The 18,844-nt window shown below is 62.8% G+C and carries 15 protein-coding genes; 5 read left to right on the top strand and 10 right to left on the bottom strand.

Annotated features, from left to right (window positions below):
* Positions 1-30: 30 nt before the first annotated feature.
* From FHS49_RS06510 to FHS49_RS06500, 3 genes are all read right to left on the bottom strand, one after another.
* The gene (locus tag FHS49_RS06510; protein WP_184016553.1) at positions 31-1,029 is read right to left on the bottom strand and encodes an alpha/beta hydrolase; all 999 of its coding nucleotides are present in this window, start codon (positions 1,027-1,029) and stop codon (positions 31-33) included.
* A complete protein-coding gene (locus FHS49_RS06505; RefSeq protein WP_425502673.1) occupies positions 1,026-2,666 on the bottom strand; it encodes a family 43 glycosylhydrolase in 1,641 nt (546 codons plus the stop codon). The genes FHS49_RS06510 and FHS49_RS06505 overlap by 4 nt, the downstream gene beginning before the upstream one ends.
* 84 nt (positions 2,667-2,750) lie before the next feature.
* Positions 2,751-5,627 carry a TonB-dependent receptor gene (locus FHS49_RS06500; RefSeq protein ID WP_184016551.1) on the bottom strand — a complete coding sequence of 959 codons (2,877 nt, stop codon included), beginning with the start codon at positions 5,625-5,627 and terminating at the stop codon, positions 2,751-2,753.
* Positions 5,628-5,930: 303 nt separating this feature from the next.
* On the opposite strand from FHS49_RS06500, the gene FHS49_RS06495 reads away from it, so the two are divergent.
* Both FHS49_RS06495 and FHS49_RS06490 read left to right on the top strand, forming a co-directional pair.
* Positions 5,931-7,304, top strand: a complete 1,374-nt coding sequence (locus FHS49_RS06495) for a pectate lyase family protein (RefSeq protein ID WP_246350410.1) — start codon at positions 5,931-5,933, stop codon at positions 7,302-7,304.
* Entirely contained in the window at positions 7,301-7,687 is a 387-nt protein-coding gene (locus FHS49_RS06490; RefSeq protein ID WP_184016549.1) for a cupin domain-containing protein, read from the top strand. Before FHS49_RS06495 ends, FHS49_RS06490 begins: the two co-directional genes overlap by 4 nt.
* 110 nt (positions 7,688-7,797) lie before the next feature.
* Here FHS49_RS06490 and FHS49_RS06485 read toward each other — a convergent pair whose 3' ends face one another.
* The 5 genes from FHS49_RS06485 to uxaC all read right to left on the bottom strand — a co-directional run bounded on the left by FHS49_RS06485 (position 7,798) and on the right by uxaC (position 13,683).
* A complete protein-coding gene (locus tag FHS49_RS06485; RefSeq protein ID WP_184016547.1) occupies positions 7,798-9,366 on the bottom strand; it encodes a carboxylesterase/lipase family protein in 1,569 nt (522 codons plus the stop codon).
* 132 nt (positions 9,367-9,498) lie between these two features.
* Entirely contained in the window at positions 9,499-10,506 is a 1,008-nt protein-coding gene (locus FHS49_RS06480) for a sugar kinase (protein WP_184016545.1), read from the bottom strand.
* Positions 10,506-11,276 (bottom strand): 2-dehydro-3-deoxy-D-gluconate 5-dehydrogenase KduD, encoded by a 771-nt coding sequence (gene kduD / locus FHS49_RS06475; RefSeq protein WP_184016543.1) that lies wholly within the window; start codon positions 11,274-11,276, stop codon positions 10,506-10,508. The genes FHS49_RS06480 and kduD overlap by 1 nt, the downstream gene beginning before the upstream one ends.
* Positions 11,277-11,370: 94 nt before the next feature.
* On the bottom strand, positions 11,371-12,210 hold the full coding sequence (kduI, locus tag FHS49_RS06470) for a 5-dehydro-4-deoxy-D-glucuronate isomerase (protein ID WP_184016541.1): 840 nt from the start codon (positions 12,208-12,210) through the stop codon (positions 11,371-11,373).
* A gap of 24 nt (positions 12,211-12,234) precedes the next feature.
* Positions 12,235-13,683 (bottom strand): glucuronate isomerase, encoded by a 1,449-nt coding sequence (gene uxaC / locus FHS49_RS06465; RefSeq protein ID WP_184016539.1) that lies wholly within the window; start codon positions 13,681-13,683, stop codon positions 12,235-12,237.
* A gap of 150 nt (positions 13,684-13,833) precedes the next feature.
* Between uxaC and FHS49_RS06460 the strand changes: the two genes are divergently transcribed.
* On the top strand, positions 13,834-14,382 hold the full coding sequence (locus FHS49_RS06460) for a glutathione peroxidase (RefSeq protein ID WP_184016537.1): 549 nt from the start codon (positions 13,834-13,836) through the stop codon (positions 14,380-14,382).
* A gap of 121 nt (positions 14,383-14,503) precedes the next feature.
* Here the strand turns inward: FHS49_RS06460 and FHS49_RS06455 are convergent, their stop codons facing one another.
* Positions 14,504-15,532 carry a LacI family DNA-binding transcriptional regulator gene (locus FHS49_RS06455; protein WP_184016535.1) on the bottom strand — a complete coding sequence of 343 codons (1,029 nt, stop codon included), beginning with the start codon at positions 15,530-15,532 and terminating at the stop codon, positions 14,504-14,506.
* A 166-nt stretch (positions 15,533-15,698) separates the two neighbouring features.
* On the opposite strand from FHS49_RS06455, the gene FHS49_RS06450 reads away from it, so the two are divergent.
* Both FHS49_RS06450 and FHS49_RS06445 read left to right on the top strand, forming a co-directional pair.
* Positions 15,699-16,523, top strand: a complete 825-nt coding sequence (locus tag FHS49_RS06450) for a 2-keto-4-pentenoate hydratase (protein ID WP_184016533.1) — start codon at positions 15,699-15,701, stop codon at positions 16,521-16,523.
* A 19-nt stretch (positions 16,524-16,542) separates the two neighbouring features.
* Complete coding sequence (locus FHS49_RS06445) at positions 16,543-17,829, top strand: MFS transporter (RefSeq protein WP_184016531.1); 1,287 nt, start codon at positions 16,543-16,545, stop codon at positions 17,827-17,829.
* A 118-nt stretch (positions 17,830-17,947) separates the two neighbouring features.
* Here the strand turns inward: FHS49_RS06445 and aqpZ are convergent, their stop codons facing one another.
* Positions 17,948-18,676, bottom strand: a complete 729-nt coding sequence (aqpZ, locus tag FHS49_RS06440; RefSeq protein WP_184016529.1) for an aquaporin Z — start codon at positions 18,674-18,676, stop codon at positions 17,948-17,950.
* Positions 18,677-18,844 lie beyond the last annotated feature (168 nt).

Below are 18,844 nucleotides of genomic sequence, written 5' to 3'. Positions count from 1 at the left end.
GAAACAAGTTCAGGATGACGGATGAGTGGCCTACCCCATAACCCCGCGTGTCCTGGCCCAGGCCAGGAACAGCTCCGGCCACACCCCCGCGGGCTTGCCCATCGCGCGGCGCATGGCGAAGCCGTGTCCGCCCTGGGTGAAGAGGTGCGTCTCCACCGGGATATTCTTCTCCTTCAGCGCGGCGCGGAACAGCAAGGTGTTGTCCACCGGCACCGCATCGTCATCCTCGGCATGGACGAGGAAGCAGGGCGGGGTGTTGGTCGCCACGTTGAAGTTCGGCGAATGTGCGCGTTCCAGCGCAGCATCCGCATTCTCCCCGATCAAATTCTTGCGCGATCCGGCATGGGCGACGGGCGCTGTCATCGAGATCACCGGATAGATGGGTGCGGCGACCAAAGGACGCGCGGAGAGTGTGTCTGCCGCATCCACCGCAGTATAGGTCTTCGCGTCGAAGCGCGTGGCGAGATCGGCACAGAGATGCCCGCCCGCTGAAAATCCCATCGCGCAGACCCGCGCGGGATCAATCCCGAAATCCGCGGCGCGGTGCCGGATAAGCCGCATCGCGCGCTGGGCATCGGACAGGCTGACGTCCGGCCCCGCCGCCCAGCCCTCATGCGGCAGGCGATAGAAGAGCACGAAGGCGGTAAAGCCGCGCTCGGCAAACCATTGCGCCATTTCATAGCCTTCGCGGTCCACCACCACCCAATTATAGCCACCGCCCGGCGTGATCAGGATCGACGCGCCATTGGGCCGCCACGGCCGGAACACCGCCATGCGCGGCTTGCTGATCCCGAACACGGCGCGGTCGTTGATCGCGCTGTCCGTGCTGCGCTCCTTCACCGTCTCGGTGAGCGGCTTGGCGGGCATTCCCGGCGCACCCTTGGGCCAGAGATCGATCGTCTCGGTGGGCATCGGCCAGGCTGCGGCGACTGGCCCGATCGCGGGCGGCGGCGTCTGTGCGGCGGCGCGTGTGGCAAGGCCCGCGGCGGCGAGGCTGCCCATCAATGCAGTGCGGCGATCGATGATCATGATGGCAAGGCCCTGTAGGTGAAGTTGGCGAACCGCGCCTCGCCATTGCCCGAGGCATAGAGCGCGGGGCGCAGGCTGAGGAAATCATAGGCGACATTGTGATGATAGCCGGAGACTTCCATCTGCACATCGAATTTGCGCCATGTAGCGCCCTTGTCGGCGCTGGTGTGGATCGTCAGGATATTACGATCATTGGTCAGCCGGATGCGCATCGCGCGCACGGGTTCCGCCGCCGCATCGCGCTGGCCAGGGGAGGTGCCGCGCGGGCGCTGCAAGCCGTAGCGGTTCATCACCAGCCCCTTGGCGTTGAAGCCCAGCCCGGCATAGAGTCGACGATTGTAGAACAACAGCAGCCCGGCCTCCGCGCCCGCATCGATCTCGACATCAGCCTCCATTTGATAGGCCTGATCACCCGCGAGGCAGGTGATGGGCGCGCAATCGGCCGGGGAGTTGCCCTTGGCCTTCACATGCAGCACGCCGCCCTCACGCCGCACACGCGCCATCTCGTTCGCGCCCGGATCGTAGAAGCTCCACTGGATCCCGAATTTGTCCGTGGAGAAATCGTCGCTCAGCGCGATCCCGTGCGGCTGCGGCCCCAGATCGACCGGCTTGGCGAGGGGCTTTGAAAGATCGCCGCCCAGCGGCTTCACCCAACCATCCGCGGTCCATGTGATCGGCTCCAGCAGGGTCTGCCGCCCCAGCGTCCAATAGCCATTTTCATAGCCATGATAGATCATCCACCATTTCTGGTCCGGCCCCTCGAAGATCGTCGCATGGCCGCGCGACCACCATTTCTCGCGCGCGGATTGCGTTTTGACCACCGGATTGGCGGGATCATTCTCCCACGGTCCGTCGATCGATTTGGACCGCGCCATGATGACCATATGGCCGGTGGGCGGACCCGCGGTGCCGCCGACCGCGGTGATCATGTAAAACCACGCGCCACGCTTCATGATCTTCGGGCCTTCGGGCGAAAAACCCTCGACCACCCAATCCTCGGGATAATGCCAGGGATCATAGACATGCTCGACCGCGCCCACGGTAGACAGGCCATCGGGGGCGAGCTTCACCCGGTCTCCGCCGGAGAGGAACATCCAGCGCGTGCCGTCTGCGCCCACGGCATGGCCGGGATCGATGTGATCGGGCAGATGCAGGTCGATCGGTTCGGACCATGGCCCCTCGATCTTGTCGGCATGGATCACATAGATGGAGCGCTTGTCCGGAAAGCGCGCCGGAATGTAGCAATAATAGCGTCCCTTGTGCTTCGCCAGTTCGGGTGCCCAGACCGACCCGATCGGCGTCTTGAGTGCGGCGGTCACGGGCCGCCAGTTCACCAGATCGCGGCTGTGCCAGATCACGATGCCGGGATAAGCGTCGAAGCTGGAAAAGGTGAGGTAATAATCCTTGCCGTCCTTCAGGATCGTGGGATCGGGATGGTCACCCGCAAAGACGGGATTGAGGAATGTTCCGTCACCCAGATCGGCCTTGCGCTGCCCCTCGAAGCCCTTGCCCCATTGCATGGCGGCATAGGGATCAAGCGATGAACTGGCGGCGGACCCTTGCGCAAAGGCTTTCGCGCCCAGCGGGGCGAGGCCGATGCTGGCCAGGGCTTTCAAACTGTCTCTGCGATCGAACACGGGAAATTCCAAAAAAAATGGCCGGCCACCGCATTTGCGGGGCCGGCCTATGGGGGAGATCAGAGCAATGCGGTCATCATGCGATCACATCTTGAAGCGCGCACCGAACAGGATGGTGCGGCCGAAGTGATTGTTTTCATAGATGCGGTTCGCATCGATATCATTGTAGCGATCGCGATATTCATCGGTGAGATTCACGCCTTCCACCGAAACTTCGATGGCCTCGGTGATCTTGTAGCGCATCGAGGCATCCACGTTGATCGTGGAATTATAGCCTTCGAACACATTGCCGGTGGCGCTGCCCGCATCGACGAAGCCGCTGCGATAGCTGACCGAGGCGCGTGCGCTGAACTTACTGTCCTCATAATAGATCGTGCCGTTATAGGCGCGCTTGGACAGGCCATAGAGCGTTTCGGTGCGGGTGGTGTTTATGAGTGCGCCCCCCGGCACAACCGCGGGGCCGGCAACCACATAATCCGCATCGGATTTGATGAAGGTCGCGTTCACGATGCCGCCGAAGTGCGACAGAAAGCCCGGCAGGAAGGTGAAGGGCGCCTGTAGCGCGACTTCCATGCCCTTTAGGCTGGCACCCGCGCCATTGACGTTGCCGGTGATCTGCCAGAGCTGGCCTTCAGGTGCGCTGGCGGCTGGCGAACTCGGCGGAATGATCGAGAGCGGCAGGCCGGTCGAAGCATAAGTGCCGCTGGTCGTCCGCGATACCGGGAAGCTTTGGACGTCCTTTTGGAACAGTGCGACCGAGAAGATCGACTGCGGCGCGAAATACCATTCCACGGCCACGTCATAAGCGGTGGCGCGGAACGGATCGAGCAGCGGATTGCCGAACGTGACGCGATAGTTGAAGCCATCGACCGAACCGCCCGGCGTGAGATTGCCGAGGCTGGGGCGGGTGACGACATCGGCTACCGATGCGCGGATGACGATATCGTCATGCGGGAACAAGGCGAGGTTCACGGCGGGGAGCCAATCCTCATAGGAACGCTTCACCTGCACCACGGCACCATTGTTCAGGCCGGTGGAGGACTGGTCGGTCTTGGCATAGCGTACACCCGCATTCAGCGCATAGTTCAGGCCGAGGATGTCGCCCTTGGCGTCGATCTGAAAATAGCCGCCGGTGACCTTTTCCACCACGCCGCGGGTATTGCCCGCGTCAATGGCGGCGGTGCGCTCATAGAGATTGGTGTAATCGGTGCCCGTTTCCAGATTTGGGATGATCCAGCTTGTGGTGGTGCCATCGGGCTGGCCAGCCTTACCCAGATTGACGAGCTGCGACAGCGCGGCAGTGACGGGGAGGCCGTAAACGGCGGACGCACCGAACACCGACGAGGGCGTGCAGGTGACCGCGCCGAGCACGACATCGGGTGCCGCCGTGGTGCGGGTGGGGCAGACCACGGTATCACGCGTGAAGCCTGCCGTGTCGAACTGGAAGCGGCGATAGACCGCGCCAGCCTTGGCCGTAAAGCCGTCGGTCACGTCCCATTCGGTGCGCAGCGAAAGCGTGCGGAACTTGTTCACCGTTTCCGAAGGACGATCGCGGATTTCGGCAAGTTGGAAATTCGCGGGATCGGTCACGCTGGTGCCGAAGGTCAGCACCGGGCTGCGCGAATTGGTGTAATCATAGCTGTAGTTCTGCGCATCGCGATCATCGAACACGAGCGTGGTTTCGACCGGGATGCTGGCAGTCGATTTGGACATGCCGCCCAGAACAGTGAAACGGAACGTGTCCGTCACGTCCTGATCCCATGTACCGCCGACCTGATAGAATTCGGTCTGCGATTCACGGTGATAATTTTCGGTGCGGACCCAGGCGTCGTTGAACGTGCCCTTGATCAGATTGTTGTTGGAATCATAGACCGGGTTGATCACGTCGATCGAGCGCTCGTTGCTGCGGAACAGCACTTCGGCATATTGCTCGTTGCGGGTTTCGCGGAAGCGCGAATAGAGGCCGTCGATCGAAACCTTGGTGGCGTCGCTCGGCTCCCACTGGACCGAACCGGTGACGCCCAGGCGTTCACGATCGTGCTCGATGATGCCATAGCGCGGAATGCGCGGATGGAAGGCGAGGGCGGCCTGATCGCAGGCAGCAACGCGACCCGGCGTATAGACGCCTCCCGAATTGGGGACGCCGATGCCGCTGACAGCGGTCGTGGTGAAACATGGCGTGCCGTTCACGGAATCGAAGCGTGCTTGCGCCCAGCGGACCGTGTTATTGCCCAATTCCAGCGTATCGCTCTTGGAATAAGCGCCCGATACCGAAACGCCGAAGGTGCCGTCCGGAGATTTCCAGCCCAGCAGACCGGCGACGCGCGGCCCGAGATCCTTGCTCAACGTGTTATACGATCCCTGGACCGAACCGACGAAGCTGAAGCCATCCTTGCCACCGAGCGGATTGCCGGTGTTCAGATCGACCACGGCGCCGAGCGAACCTTCGTCGAGCGAGGCTTCCGCGGTCTTATGGACGACGATCGAATTGAACAGTTCGGATGCGAACACGTTGAAATCGAACGAGCGATCGCGGTTTGCGCTTGCGCCATCGGTGGAGGTGGCGACGGTTTCAAGCCCGTTGACGCGGACGCGCGTGAACTGCGCGCCGAGGCCGCGCACCGTGATCGCGCGGCCTTCGCCGCCGTCGCGCTGGATCGAGATGCCGGGAATGCGCTGCAGCGATTCCGCCAGATTCTGATCGGGGAATTTCGCAATGTCTTCGGCCACGATGGCGTCAACCGCGCTGATCGAGTCACGCTTTACGTCCAGCGCCTTGTCCAGCGAGGCGCGAAAGCCGGTGACGATGATTTCTTCGACGACTTCATCGTCCGCAGCCGGCGCTTCAGCGACCGCATCCTGAGCGAAAGCATTGCCGGTGGCCAGAACGGCGAAGGATGCCGCGCCCAGCAGGCGGGCGGTCAGCAGCGCGGTGCCGCGGAATTTATCGAGTGTGCGCATTCAGTTTCTCCCCTTTGCCGTCGCACTTGGCGCCGGTCCAGCGTTTCGTCACCGGCAATGACACCGGTATCTATTGGCGCTGCATCAAAGCCGAATCGGCTTCTCCACAGCTAAAATCAGATGGAAATGAGGCCTCCTTCGCAGGATCACGGCCCATTTCCTCTCCCTCGCCGCATTTCCTGCGATCGGTTTTCCGGCTATTTGCGTCTAAGTAACCGGTGTCATAAAGACATTGAGGCGAAGCTGCTTCTATGTCAAGACGCATTGTCTGGTGCCGCAAAGGCACGATGAGAGGATGAAGATATGCGCCCATCGTTGCTTTTCTGCGCCGCATTGCTTGGCTTGACCCCCATTGCGGCGGCAGCACAGCCCGCGGCGCAGGGCGTTCAGCCAACCAAGGCGTTTCCCGGGGCGGTGGGCTGGGCCGCGCAGACGCAGGGCGGGCGCGGCGGGCGGATCATCCGGGTGACCAATCTGAAGGCGGACGGGCCGGGCAGCTTTCGCGCCGCTGTTGAGGCCAAGGGGCCGCGCATCGTGGTGTTCGAAGTGGCGGGCGTGATCGATCTGGGGCGGACCTCGCTCAACATCACCGAACCCTATCTGACGATCGCGGGGCAGACCGCGCCCAGCCCCGGCATCACGATCATCCGCGGCGGCATCGATCTGCGTGCGCATGACGTGATCGTGCGGCACATCCGCATTCGTACCGGTGTGGACGGCCAGGCGAAATTGAGCGGATGGGAGGCGGACGCCTTTTCCACGATCGGCGCCTATAATGTGATTGTCGATCACTGCACGATGACCTGGGCGCTCGACGAGAATCTCTCCGCCTCCGGTCCGCGCTTCACCGGCAAGACGGTGGCGGAATGGCGCCAGGGCACATCGCACGACATCACCTTTTCCTACAACCTCCTGGCCGAAGGCATCGCCAATGGCAGCCATCCCAAGGGCGAACATAGCAAGGGGTCGTTGATCCACGACAATGCGACCGGCATTCTTATCTATCGCAATATCTATGCGCATAACGTGGAGCGCAGCCCGCTGCTGAAGGGCGGCGTCCAGGCGGCGCTGGTCAACAATGTGATCTATGATCCGGGCAAGCGCGCGGTGCATTATAATCTGATGGCGCTGGAATGGGCGGGCCAGCCCTATCAGACGGGTGAGCTATCTGCTGTAGGGAATGTGATGCGCGGCGGGCCTTCCACCGACGAAGGACTGCCCTTCCTGATGCTCGGCGGCGACGGCGATCTGCGCTATTTTGGCAAGGATAACATCGCGGTGGACCAGCATGGCAAGGCGCTGCCGATGTTCGGTCGCTATGGCGAGACGCGCGCAAAGCTGATCGAGGCGAAAAAGCCCGTGGTGTGGCCCGCCGGACTGGACGTGCTGCGGTCGCGCGATGTGGAAACGCATGTGCTGGGCCATGCCGGCGCGCGCCCATGGGACCGCGACGACAATGATATCCGCGTGCTCTTCTTCGTGGCCGAAGGGCGCGGCGAGATCATCGACGATGAAAAGACCGTGGGCGGCTATCCGGTGTTCAAGGAAGCGCGCGCGCCCTTTGTGGAGGCGGACTGGAACTTGGATACGATGGAGCCGAAATCGGGTCTCTATCCGGGGCAGAAGGGGCCGATCCAGGAGCATCTCTCCGATCGCGACAAGGCGATGCGGAAATGATCGCACTGGCTTTGATGCTGGCCGCCGCGCCGCCGATGGTATTGGTCGACGAGCGCGACACCGTGCGCGACGAACCGCCGCCGCATGGGCAGATCGGGATGAGCACGGCCTATCGCATCAGTGACGGTGTGCCTGGCCGCAAGATGGAATTCCGCAAGCGCGTGCTCCATGTGGGTGCGGCGATCGGCGAACATGTGATCGCGCATGACGAGGTCTATTATGTGCTGGCGGGCGAGGGGGAGGTGATCTCCGACGGCGTGAAAGCGACACTCAAGCCGGGTATGGCGGCCTATCTCTATGACGGTGCGAACGTGGGGATCCGGCAAATGGGGACGGAACCGTTGAGTCTTATCATTTCCTATCCGGTGGTGGAAAAGAAGTAACTTGAACCGTTTGTCCCGAGCGCAGTCGAGGGAGGCTGGGTTTTAGCCCCATGTGTCTCGACTGCGCTCGACACAAGCGGAATTGGTCTCACTGACCCAGGATCGGTCAATCAGCTTCCCGGCTGGATATAGGGCACTTTTGCGAACAATTCCCGCTCCCACTGCCGCGGATCGTTCACCGCGCGGGATGGCGCATCGAACACCATCGTCGCGCGCTCCGGCACGGTATAGGCCGGCCAATGCGGCAGGCCTGCATGATTGGGATTACCCGTGCGCGTGAAGGCCAGGAACGCGTCCATCATCTGGCGGCTGAGGCGCTGCGCATCGGGGCCGGTGCCGGTGAGCGACTCCGCGCCTTCCAGATTGCCGAACGCCAGGCGGATGTCAGCGCCGTGCGGGGCACCGCGCTCGGGCTTCACCGGGGATTGATAATCGAGCTGATAGACCCAGGTCGCGCCCGCTCCGGCGGCGGCGCGCGCATCGGCCTCAATCACTTGACCGGGCCAGCTTCGTCCCGCCGTGGTCGCGGCATAAAAGATGCGTTCGGGTGACCAGTCCGGAAAATGACCGCGATATTGATCCACGATCCACTCGGGCAAAAGGTCGGTGCGGAGTTCGGGCACCATGCGCGCGGCGAGATTGTCCCAGTTCAATCCCTGCAATTTCACGCCATTGGGATCGATGAAGGCGCGGGTCTCGTCGCGCGTATTGCCCAGCATCATCGGGATCGCATTGGATTGCGGATTGGGATCGGGCCAGAAGGGATGGCGGGTAAGCCATTTCATATCGAGCACAGGACCGAAATAGACGCCGCCGCCCAAGATCGGATCTTCAGCGGCAAGCGCCTCGGTCAGCTTTTCCGTCGGCAGGGTCAGCAATGGCGAGAGGTCGCTCGCGGAGACGCCGAGCTTTGCCAGATAGGCGGCCGTGCGCTTACTGGCGTTGACCGGGCCAGAGGCGGTGACCTGCTGCCCGCTCATCGTGATGCCCTTGTGGAACAGTCCTTTGGCGGCGGGCATCCCCATCATCGTCGCGATCTTCGCCCCGCCGCCCGATTGCCCGAACACCATCACGCAATCGGGATCACCGCCGAAGCTGCCGATATTGGCGCGGATCCACTGGAGGGCGAGAATCAGATCGAGCTGCCCCGCATTGCCGCTGTCGGCGAAACGCGGATCGAGCCGCGCGAGATAGAGATAGCCGAATGCGTTCAGCCGGTGATTGACCGTGACCACCACGACATCGCCATGCGCGGCCAGATTGCGCCCGTCATTGCGCGGATCGACCACGCTTCCGGTCGTATAAGCGCCGCCATGGATATAGACCATCACCGGGCGTTTCGCGCGTGCGCCCGCGCCGGGCGTCCAGATGTTGAGGAACAGGCAATCCTCGCTGGCGGGCAAATATTCGTCGCTATTCTGCGGGCAGGATGCGGCGAAGGCCGTGGCATCCTGCACGGTCCGCACCGGCCTGGGCGCGGTCGGTGCGCGGAAGCGGGCGGGGCGGGTATCCTCGCCATAGCGGATGCCGCGATAGACCTGCACACCGCCCTCGATCAGCCCGCGATAGCGCCCGGCGGGGGCGGAAACCTGTGCCGACACGGGTGCGGCATGAAGCAGCGCGGGCAGGGCGAGGGTGCCGGCCACGACCGCGCGGCGGGAGATAGTGAGCGGGATCATGTCAGATCGTCCGGCGCGATGTGACTCCCCTTCACGCCTTCGTGGATGGGCGGGGGGTGACACTTCTTCTTGGAGACAGAAAGGCCCACCCCCGGCCCCTCCCGGAAGGCCGGGAGGGGAGTTTGGATCGAGTCAGCGCCGCACATCGAGCGCGCCGCCAAGGAACGCCTCGATATCGGCGGGGCCGAACAGGCTGGCGTCGCCGGGGAGGCTGTGTTTCAGGCAGGTGAGCGCGAGCCCGGAGCGCACGGTCCAGTCGAGATCGGCGCCGATGTTTAGCCCGTGCAGCACGCCCGCGGCAAAGGCATCGCCCGCGCCGATCCGGTCGACGATGCCCGAGACGGCGACCTCGTCGGTCTGATGCTGGCTGGTCGGCGTATCGATCCGCGCGGCGATGCGGTGACGATCGGCATCCTCGGTATGGCGCGCGGTGGAGGCGATCAGCCTGAGATTGGGGAAATGCGCGAAGGCGGCCTCGGCGGCCTCGCGGCGGCGCTCTGGGCCGTCTCCGTGAAAGGTCTCGCCGAGCAGCAGCGACACATCCTGATGATTGCCGAACAGGATATCGGACAGGCCGACGAGCTGGGTCAGCACCGCCTTGGGATCACTGTCCCATGCTTCCCACAGGCGGGCGCGGTAATTGCCGTCGAACGAGACCGAGAGTCCCATGGATTTTGCGGTTTGCGCAGCGGCGATTGCGGCGGCGGCGGTGGCGGGGCCGAGTGCGGGGGTGATGCCCGAAAGATGGAGCCGGTCCATCCCGTCGAGCAGCGCTTCCCAGTCATAGGCATCCGCAGGCGCTTCGGCGAAGCTGGAGTAAGCGCGGTCATACACCACTTCGGAGGCGCGCAGGCCCGCGCCGGGCGTGAGGAAATAGAGTCCCATGCGACCGGGACGCACCTGCACCGCGTTGCAATCGACACCGTGGCCGCGCAAGGCAGAGAATGCCGCATTGCCCAGCGCATTGTCCGGCACGGCGCTGATCATCTTCGTGACATGGCCGAGACTGGCAAGCCCGACCGCGACATTGGCCTCCGCCCCGCCGACATGCACGTCGAGCTTGCCGGTCTGGAGCAGCAATTCGCGGCCCGGCGCGGTGAGCCGCAGCAACAGTTCGCCGAAGAAAGCGGTGCGCGTCATCAGCGCGCGAGCCAGCCGCCGTCCACCGCCAGGATATGCCCATGGACATAATCGGCGGCGGAAGAAGCGAGGAATACCGCGGCACCCCCCATATCCTCCGCACGCCCCCAGCGACCCGCCGGGATGCGATCGAGGATGGATTTGTTGCGCGCTTCATCGGCCTGAAGCGCAGCCGTGTTGTTGGTGGCGACATAGCCCGGCGCGATCGCGTTCACATTGACTCCCTTGGCCCCCCATTCGTTGGCCAGCAGCTTGGTGATGCCGCCCACGCCCGATTTGGAGGCGGTGTAGCTCGGGACGCGGATGCCGCCCTGGAAGGTGAGCATCGAGGCGATGTTGATGATCTTGCCGCTGCCCCCGCCCTGCGCATAATTCGCGATCATGTGCCGGCCCGCGGCCTGACACATGAAGAAGAGCGATTTGAGATTGGTGTCGATCACGGCGTCCCAATCCTCCTCGGTGAAATCCACGCTGTCATTGCGGCGGATGATGCCCGCATTGTTGACGAGGATATCGAGGCGACCCAGCTTGTCCAGCGTCTCTGCAATCACGCGATCGATTGGCTCTATGGAGGAGAGATCGGCGCTGATGATCTCCGCCTTGCGGCCCATCGAGCGGATCTTGGCGACAGTTTCATCCGCGGGCGACCGGCTGACCACCGCCACATCCGCACCGGCGGCGGCGAGCGAGAGCGCAATGCCCTGGCCGATGCCGGTGTTCGCGCCGGTGACGATGGCGACCTTGCCGGTGAGATCGAAGGGGGTGGTCATAAAATCTCCGTTTGTCCCCAGCGAAGTCGAGGGATCTGGTGTGCGTGACATGCGTCCCTCGACTACGCTCGGGACAAACGGTGTCTTTTACCGATTACTGCAACTGGCAGATATCCAGCACGTTCATATCGGTATAATCCTGATTTTCGCCCGCCATCGCCCAGATGAATGCATAGGCCTTGGTGCCCGAGCCCATGTGGACCGACCAGGGCGGGGAGATCACGGCTTCCTCATTCGCCATCACGATATGCCGCATCGCTTCGCCTTCACCCATATAATGGAACACGCGATCGTTCGGGCCATCGAGCTCGAAGTAGAAATAGATTTCCGAGCGGCGCTCATGGATGTGCGGGGGCATCGTGTTCCACACCGAACCGGGCTTGAGAACGGTGAGGCCCATGACGAGCTGTGCGCTGTCGCAAATGCCGGGGATGACCATCTGATAGATGGTGCGCTCGTTGGATTCCTCGAGGCTGCCGCGCTCAAGCGCAGTGGCGTCGGCGACCGAGACCAGCCTTGTGGTGAACGCCTTGTGCGCGGGGCAGGAGGCCAGATAAAAACGCGCGCCCGCACCAGCGAACTGCACATCCTTGGCACCCATCGTCACATAGAGGCAATCCTTATTGCCCATCGTGAAGACTTCGCCATCGACGGTCACGGTGCCTTCGACAGCGCCGACATTGACGACGGCCAGTTCGCGGCGTTCGAGGAAGGGATGGCCGGCCGCCGAGGGGGGCTCGCTTTGCGCGGGCAGCGTCACGGGGGCGCTGTCCACAGCGACGCCGCCGATCACGAAGCGATCGGCATGGGTGTAGTTGAGCACGCACTCACCGGAGCGGAAAAGGCCGCCGATCAGATAGCGGTCACGCAGTTCGTCATTGGAGACGACCTCCATCATGTCCGGGTGGGTGGCGTAATAGGTGCGATCGAACATGGGATACTCCGTTTGGAAAATGGATCAGGCGGCCAGTGCGGCGGGCGAAAAAGCGGGATCGTCGAGCTTATAGGCTTTCTTGACGAGGCCGTAGGTAAGTTGGTGGGCGAGTTCGGCGGCTTCCCAATCGGCCAAGCGGTGTTCCGCGACCAAACGGGCGAGGAAACCGCAATCGATCCGCCGCGCGACATCGTGGCGCGCGGGAATGGAGAGAAAGGCGCGGGTGTCGTCATTGAAGCCCACGGTGTTGTAGAAGCCCGCCGTCTCGGTGGTCATTTCGCGGAAGCGGCGCATCCCTTCGGGGCTGTCATGAAACCACCAGGAGGGGCCGAGCTTGAGGCAGGGATAATGGCCCGCCAGCGGCGCGAGTTCGCGCGCATAGCTGCTCTCGTCCAGCGTGAAGAGAATGATCGACAGGCGCGGCTCATTGCCGAACTTGTCGAGCAGGGGCTTGAGCGCATGGACATAATCGGTGCGGGTCGGGATATCCGCGCCCTTGTCGCGCCCGTGGCTCGCGTGCAGCGCCTCATTATGATTGCGGCAGGATCCGGGATGGATCTGCATCACCATGCCATCTTCGACGCTCATCGCCGCCAGTTCGGTCAGCATCTGCGCGCGGAACAGTTCGGCGTCGGCGGGGGACCAGTTTCCGGTCACGATCTGGCGGAACAGCCGCTCGCTTTCACCGGCGGAGAGGTTTGCTGTGGCGGCGGTGGGATGGCCGTGATCGGTGGCGGTGGCGCCCGCGGCGCGGAAATCGGCGCGACGCTTGCGATGCGCGGCCAGATAGCCGCGCCAGTCATAGACATCCTCTCCGGTCAATGCGGCGAAACGCGCCATGGCGGTGGCGAAATCCTGATGCTCGGGATCAATCACCGCATCGGGACGGTATGTGGTGACCACACGCCGGTTCCAGCCGGACGCGCGGATCGCGGCGTGATGATCGAGATCTTCATGCGCGCCTTCCGTGGTGGCGAGCAATTCGATGTTGAACCGGTCAAACAAGGCGCGCGGCCGGAAGGCGGGGGTCGCGAGCTTTTCGCCGATCGCGTCGAAAATCGTGTCCGCGCTGTCCGCATCAAGCGCGACATCGAGTCCGAACACCACCGACAGCACATGATCGAGCCAGATGCGCGACGGGGTGCCGCGGAACAGATGCTGGTTCGCCGCGAACAGCTTCCAGGCCGCGCGGGGATCGGTCGCGGGTGGTCCATTCCGATCGGGCACACCCAGCGCATCGAGCGGGATGCCCTGGCTGAAGAGCATACGATAGAGATAGTGATCGGGCGCGAGCAGCAGATCGGTCGCATTGTCCCACGGCGCATCATAAGCGAACCATGTCGGATCGGTATGGCCATGCGGGCTGACGATCGGCAGTGCGGCGATATCGGCGTAAAGCGCACGCGCAATGGCGCGCGTGCCCGGGTCTGCCGGGAAAAGCCTGTCCGGATCAAGAATTAATGGCCTTGTCATCGCTCCCCTTGTCCTGTGCGCGGACTCGTTAGTGGCTTGGTAACCGGTGTCAGCCCAAGATTCAACCCGCGTCCGGACATATGACCGGAGGACTGGCGAGCCGATATCACCCCTGCTATCAAAATCCGCGTATTTTGAGGAGCAAGAAAAATGACGGCATTGCAGGATATTCCAGTCCGCACGATCGCGGGCGATGATGCGGCGTTGCGCGATTATGACGGGCAGGTGCGGCTGGTCGTCAATGTCGCGTCGAAATGCGGTCTGACCCCGCAATATGAAGGGCTTGAAAAGCTGTATCGCAGCTATCGTGACCGGGGCTTTTCGGTGCTGGGGTTTCCGGCGAACAATTTCATGGGGCAGGAGCCTGGCAGCGACGCGGAAATCGCCGATTTTTGCCAGCTCACTTATGATGTGGATTTCCCCATGTTCGCCAAGATCAGCGTGGCCGGCGCGGACAAGCATCCGCTTTACGCGGCATTGATCGAAGCGCAGCCCGATGCCGTGAGCGCGGCCGAAGGCGGGATGCGCGAAAAGCTCAAGGGCTATGGCATCACGCCCAATCCGGAGCCGGAAGTGCTGTGGAATTTCGAAAAATTCCTGATCGGGCGGGATGGCGACGTAGTGGCGCGCTTCGCTCCGGATATCGCGCCGGAGGATCCGGCGCTGGTGCGCGCAATCGAGCAGGCGCTGGGGGAATAGGTGAGACTTTTTGAACCGTTTGTCCCGAGCGTAGTCGAGGGACGTCTGTCGCTTCACCCACCTCCCTCGACTACGCTCGGGACAAACGGTTGATGGTGCGTCGGATAAAGTTGTGGGTGCGCTAATCCATCGGTCGCGCCACCGATGCGCGACGAATCAGTGTGGACAGGAACATGCTCGGCTCGGTTACGGCTTCCCCGCCGTCGCCGACACCGGCAAGCAATTTCATCGCGGCGGCGCGGGCCATCGAGACGATCGGCCAGCGCACCGTGGTCAGTGGCGGCCAGATATGCCCCGCGGTGGGCGTGTCATCGAAGCCCAGGATCGAGAGATCGCGCGGCACATCCAGTCCGCGCTGCCGCGCCGCGTAGAGCACACCCGTCGCCATCTCGTCATTGGCGGCGAAGATCGCGGTGGGGCGGGGGGATAGATCGAGCAGGCGTTCAGCGGCGAGCACGCCGGTGTCGAACGTATAATTGCCATCGGCGACCATCGAGCGGTGCAGCGGAATTTTCGCCGCGCCCAGCGCGTCTTCGAATCCCAGGCGGCGTTCCCGCGCCGAGCGGAAGCCATGCGGGCCGGAGATCCACGCGATCCTCTTATGCCCCTCGTCGATCAGATATTGCGTTGCTTCGCGCACCGCCTCGCGATCGTTGGAAGCGACCATATGCTCGTCGTCGTCCAGCTTGGCCGATCCCATGCGCACATAACGGCAGCCAATTTCGTCGCAAAGCTGCGCCAGCGAATCATTCTCGGACACGGGCGGCAGCAGCACGACGCCGAACAGCCGCTGCCGCTCAAGAAAATGGCGGACATCCTCCAGCATACTGGGTGCCCCGCGATTGACCGGGCGCACCACCAGTTCGAATTCGGTGTCGCGGATCGCCTCCAATATGCCCTGCTGCACATTGAGCACCATCTGCGCATTGGGATTGTCATGCACCAGCCCGATCAGGAAATTGCGGCGCAGCGCGAGCGCGCGCGCCTGCGGATTGGGTACGAAACCCAAGTCCTTGATTACCCCCAGAACACGCTGGCGCGTATCGTCATTCAGCAGCGGCGAATTGTTGATGACGCGGCTGACGGTCTTTTTGGAGACGCCCGATACATGGGCGACATCGTTGATCGTCGGCTGGCTGGTTTTCTTCATTGATGCGTGCATAGCGCGGATCGGGGGCTGCGCCAATCCGGCGCGCTCCTGCGATGCCAAGGCGATCTGGAGAAACGGCCATTGCACTCGCGTCTTGTTTATGACACCGGTTTCCACTAAGCATCGCGAAACGCGGAAATGCGCAGCAAAATTGGAGAGACCCGGGGTGGAAGGTTCGCAAGATCAGCGGGAGCATGAACGGATCGCAGAGGCTTTCGTGTCTGCGCGGCGGGATGCGCAAGGGTTGCCGAGTTATCCAGGCACCATCCCGGAAGCGCTTGAATCCGCCTATCTGGTGCAGGATTGCGCCATTGCCATGACATCGGACGGGATCGGCGGATGGAAAGTCGGCCGGATCATGCCGCCGCTCGATGCCCATTATGGCAGCAATCGGCTGGCCGGGCCGATCTTTAACGCGAGCATCGTTTCGGCCGATCCGCAGACACCGGTATCAATGCCGATTTTCCGGGACGGATTTGGTGCGGCCGAGGCGGAATTGCTGCTGCGTATTGCGCGTGATCCCGATCCGGCGAAGCTCAGCTACACGCTGGAGGAAGCGGCGGCGATGATCGACGCGGTGCATGTCGGCATAGAAATCGCCAGTTCTCCCTTTCCGGGGATCAATGATCATGGCCCCGCGGTCACCATCTCGGATTTCGGCAATAACAATGGACTGGTCATCGGTGCCCCAGTGCCTTCCGAAGAGGTCGCGGATTGCGAAGGCTGGCCGGTGTCATTGCTGATCGACGGCGTCGTCGCGGGCACGGGCACGGCGGCGGGCCTGCCCGATGGCCCTTTCGGGGCGGTGCGCTTTTTGCTGGAAATGATGGCGTCGCGGGGTAATGCCCTGCAGGCCGGTCAATGGGTGTCGACGGGGGCGATCACCGGGGTTCATCCGGTGAACGTGGGTGCGGCGGTGGAAGCACGCTTCGGAAGCAGCTATGCGGTGCATTGCACGATCTCTGCCGCCGCTGGGGCCAATAGATCATAAAGACGATGGGAGACGCGGGATGGCTGGAGAGAAGGCTGCGGGCATAGACGCAGCGGCGTCGCGCGCCGGGCGCTATCGCTGGGTAATCGTGGGGCTTTTGTTTGCCGCCACGGTGATCAATTATATCGATCGGCAGATGATCGGCGTTTTGAAGCCGACGCTTTCGGCCGAACTCGGCTGGACCGAGACCGATTTCGCCAATGTGATCTTCTGGTTTCAGGCGGCCTATGCCATCGGCTATATCGGCTTTGGCCGGATCGTGGACGTGTTGGGCGCGCGGATCGGCTATTCTGTGGCTTTCGTCATCTGGCAGCTTGCTCATATCGCGCATGGCGGCGCTTATTCCGTCACGCAATTCGCGATGGCGCGCTTCGGCCTGGGCATTGGTGAATCGGGCAATTTTCCCGCCGGCATCAAGGCGGTGACGGACTGGTTTCCTGCCAAGGAGCGCGCCTTCGCCATCGGCCTGTTCAATGCGGGTGCGAATGTGGGCGCGATCATCACGCCGCTGCTGATCCCCGTGCTGGTGGTCCATTATGGCTGGCGCATGGCCTTTGTCATCACGGGCGTCGGCGCGTTCGCCTGGCTCATCGCCTGGTGGGTGATGTATCGCAGCCCGCGTGAGCATAAGAAGGTCACGGCCGGCGAACTGGCCTGGATCGAGCAGGATCCGGTGGATTCGATCGTGCCCATCCCCTGGAAGAAATTGCTTACGATCAAGGAAACCTGGGCTTATGCGCTGGGCAAATTCTTCATCGATCCGATCTGGTGGTTCTTTCTCTTCTGGCTGCCGGGCTATCTCGGCACGCGCTATGGCCTGGATCTGCTGAGTTTCGGCCCGCCGCTGGTGGCGATCTATCTGCTGTCGGACGTGGGCAGCGTGGCGGGCGGCTGGATGTCTTCAAAGCTAATGAAGGCCGGCCGTTCGGTCAATTACGCGCGCAAGATGACGATGCTGGTCTGCGCCTTTGCAGTGACGCCGATCTTCTTTGCACAGACTATCGATAATCTGTGGCTGGCCGTATTGGTGATCGGCATTGCGACCGCAGCGCATCAGGCGTTTTCGGCCAATCTCTACACTTTGCCATCTGATATCTTCCCGCGCGCGGCGGTGGGTTCGGTGATCGGCATCGGCGGCACGATCGGCGCGGTCGGCGGGATGATGATGGCGAAATATGCCGGCTTCATTCTCGACAGCTTCGGCACCTATACGCCGCTCTTCGCGGTCGCCGGAAGCGCCTATTTCCTGGCGCTGCTGGCGGTGCATCTGCTGTCTCCGCGTTATGAGCGGGTTGAGGGGGCTTAGGTTTTAGAAGAAGGCCCACCCCCAGCCCCTCCCGAAAGGCCGGGAGGGGAGTTTGATCAAGCCTTTCTTCACCCCTCCCGGCCTTTCGGGAGGGGCCGGGGGTGGCACTGTTTCCCTGTTAAAGCGCCGCACCCTCGACCGGCGGGCGCTTCGATCCATCGGCACCCAGCGCTTTATAGACCAGCCCGCCCAATATCCCGCCGGCGATGGGTGCGATCCAGAACAGCCAGAGCTGACCGATCGCCCAACCGCCGACGATGAGCGCAGGGCCGGTGGAGCGCGCCGGATTGACCGAGGTGTTGGTCACCGGGATGCTGATCAGGTGAATGAGCGTGAGGCACAGGCCGATCGCGATCGGCGCGAAGCCCGCAGGCGCACGCGTGTCCGTCGATCCCATGATGACCAGCAGAAAGAAAAAGGTCAGCACGAGTTCGATCAGAAAGGCGGATTGAAGGCCGTATTGGCCGGGCGAATGATCGCCATAGCCATTGGAGGCCAGGCCGCCCGCCAGATCGAAGCCCGGCCCGCCGCTGGCGATCACATAGAGCATGAGGGCGGCGGCGATCGCGCCCACCGTCTGTGCGATCACATAGGCCGGAATATCCTTGCCCGAAAAGCGGCCGCCCGCCCACAGCCCGAAGGTGACGGCGGGATTGAGGTGACAGCCCGAGATATGGCCGATGCTATAGGCCATGGTGAGCACGGTCAGGCCGAAGGCGAGCGATACGCCTGCGAAACCGATGCCGAGTTCGGGAAAGGCGGCGGCCAGAACCGCGCTGCCGCACCCGCCGAAAACAAGCCAGAATGTGCCGAGAAATTCGGCGAGCCCCCGTTGAACGATCGTCATGTCATCCTCCCCTTGGCGTTGCCGGATTTCGCCCGGCAGGCGAGAGTGTGCGCTTCTGGCCGGGTCGAGCCAAGTCCGAAATTGTCAAATAAGGTTGTCGTGATCGGGCCTGGGCGAGGGGAAGAAGCAGTTGTCACGGCAGCCCCTCCAACGAGGCATGGAGGAAAG

The organism is Sphingobium boeckii (genome assembly GCF_014199215.1).
Lineage (GTDB): Bacteria > Pseudomonadota > Alphaproteobacteria > Sphingomonadales > Sphingomonadaceae > Sphingobium_A > Sphingobium_A boeckii.
This window is presented reverse-complemented; position numbering and strand designations above follow the sequence as displayed.

What these genes read in the sequence shown, in the direction of transcription:
- FHS49_RS06510 (WP_184016553.1), bottom strand. Translation starts at nt 1,029, where the DNA reads ATGATCATCGATCGCCGCACTGCATTGATGGGCAGCCTCGCCGCCGCG.
- FHS49_RS06500 (WP_184016551.1), bottom strand. Translation starts at nt 5,627, where the DNA reads ATGCGCACACTCGATAAATTCCGCGGCACCGCGCTGCTGACCGCCCGC.
- FHS49_RS06495 (WP_246350410.1), top strand. Translation starts at nt 5,931, where the DNA reads ATGCGCCCATCGTTGCTTTTCTGCGCCGCATTGCTTGGCTTGACCCCC.
- FHS49_RS06490 (WP_184016549.1), top strand. Translation starts at nt 7,301, where the DNA reads ATGATCGCACTGGCTTTGATGCTGGCCGCCGCGCCGCCGATGGTATTG.
- FHS49_RS06485 (WP_184016547.1), bottom strand. Translation starts at nt 9,366, where the DNA reads ATGATCCCGCTCACTATCTCCCGCCGCGCGGTCGTGGCCGGCACCCTC.
- FHS49_RS06480 (WP_184016545.1), bottom strand. Translation starts at nt 10,506, where the DNA reads ATGACGCGCACCGCTTTCTTCGGCGAACTGTTGCTGCGGCTCACCGCG.
- kduD (WP_184016543.1), bottom strand. Translation starts at nt 11,276, where the DNA reads ATGACCACCCCCTTCGATCTCACCGGCAAGGTCGCCATCGTCACCGGC.
- kduI (WP_184016541.1), bottom strand. Translation starts at nt 12,210, where the DNA reads ATGTTCGATCGCACCTATTACGCCACCCACCCGGACATGATGGAGGTC.
- uxaC (WP_184016539.1), bottom strand. Translation starts at nt 13,683, where the DNA reads ATGACAAGGCCATTAATTCTTGATCCGGACAGGCTTTTCCCGGCAGAC.
- FHS49_RS06460 (WP_184016537.1), top strand. Translation starts at nt 13,834, where the DNA reads ATGACGGCATTGCAGGATATTCCAGTCCGCACGATCGCGGGCGATGAT.
- FHS49_RS06455 (WP_184016535.1), bottom strand. Translation starts at nt 15,532, where the DNA reads ATGAAGAAAACCAGCCAGCCGACGATCAACGATGTCGCCCATGTATCG.
- FHS49_RS06445 (WP_184016531.1), top strand. Translation starts at nt 16,543, where the DNA reads ATGGCTGGAGAGAAGGCTGCGGGCATAGACGCAGCGGCGTCGCGCGCC.
- aqpZ (WP_184016529.1), bottom strand. Translation starts at nt 18,676, where the DNA reads ATGACGATCGTTCAACGGGGGCTCGCCGAATTTCTCGGCACATTCTGG.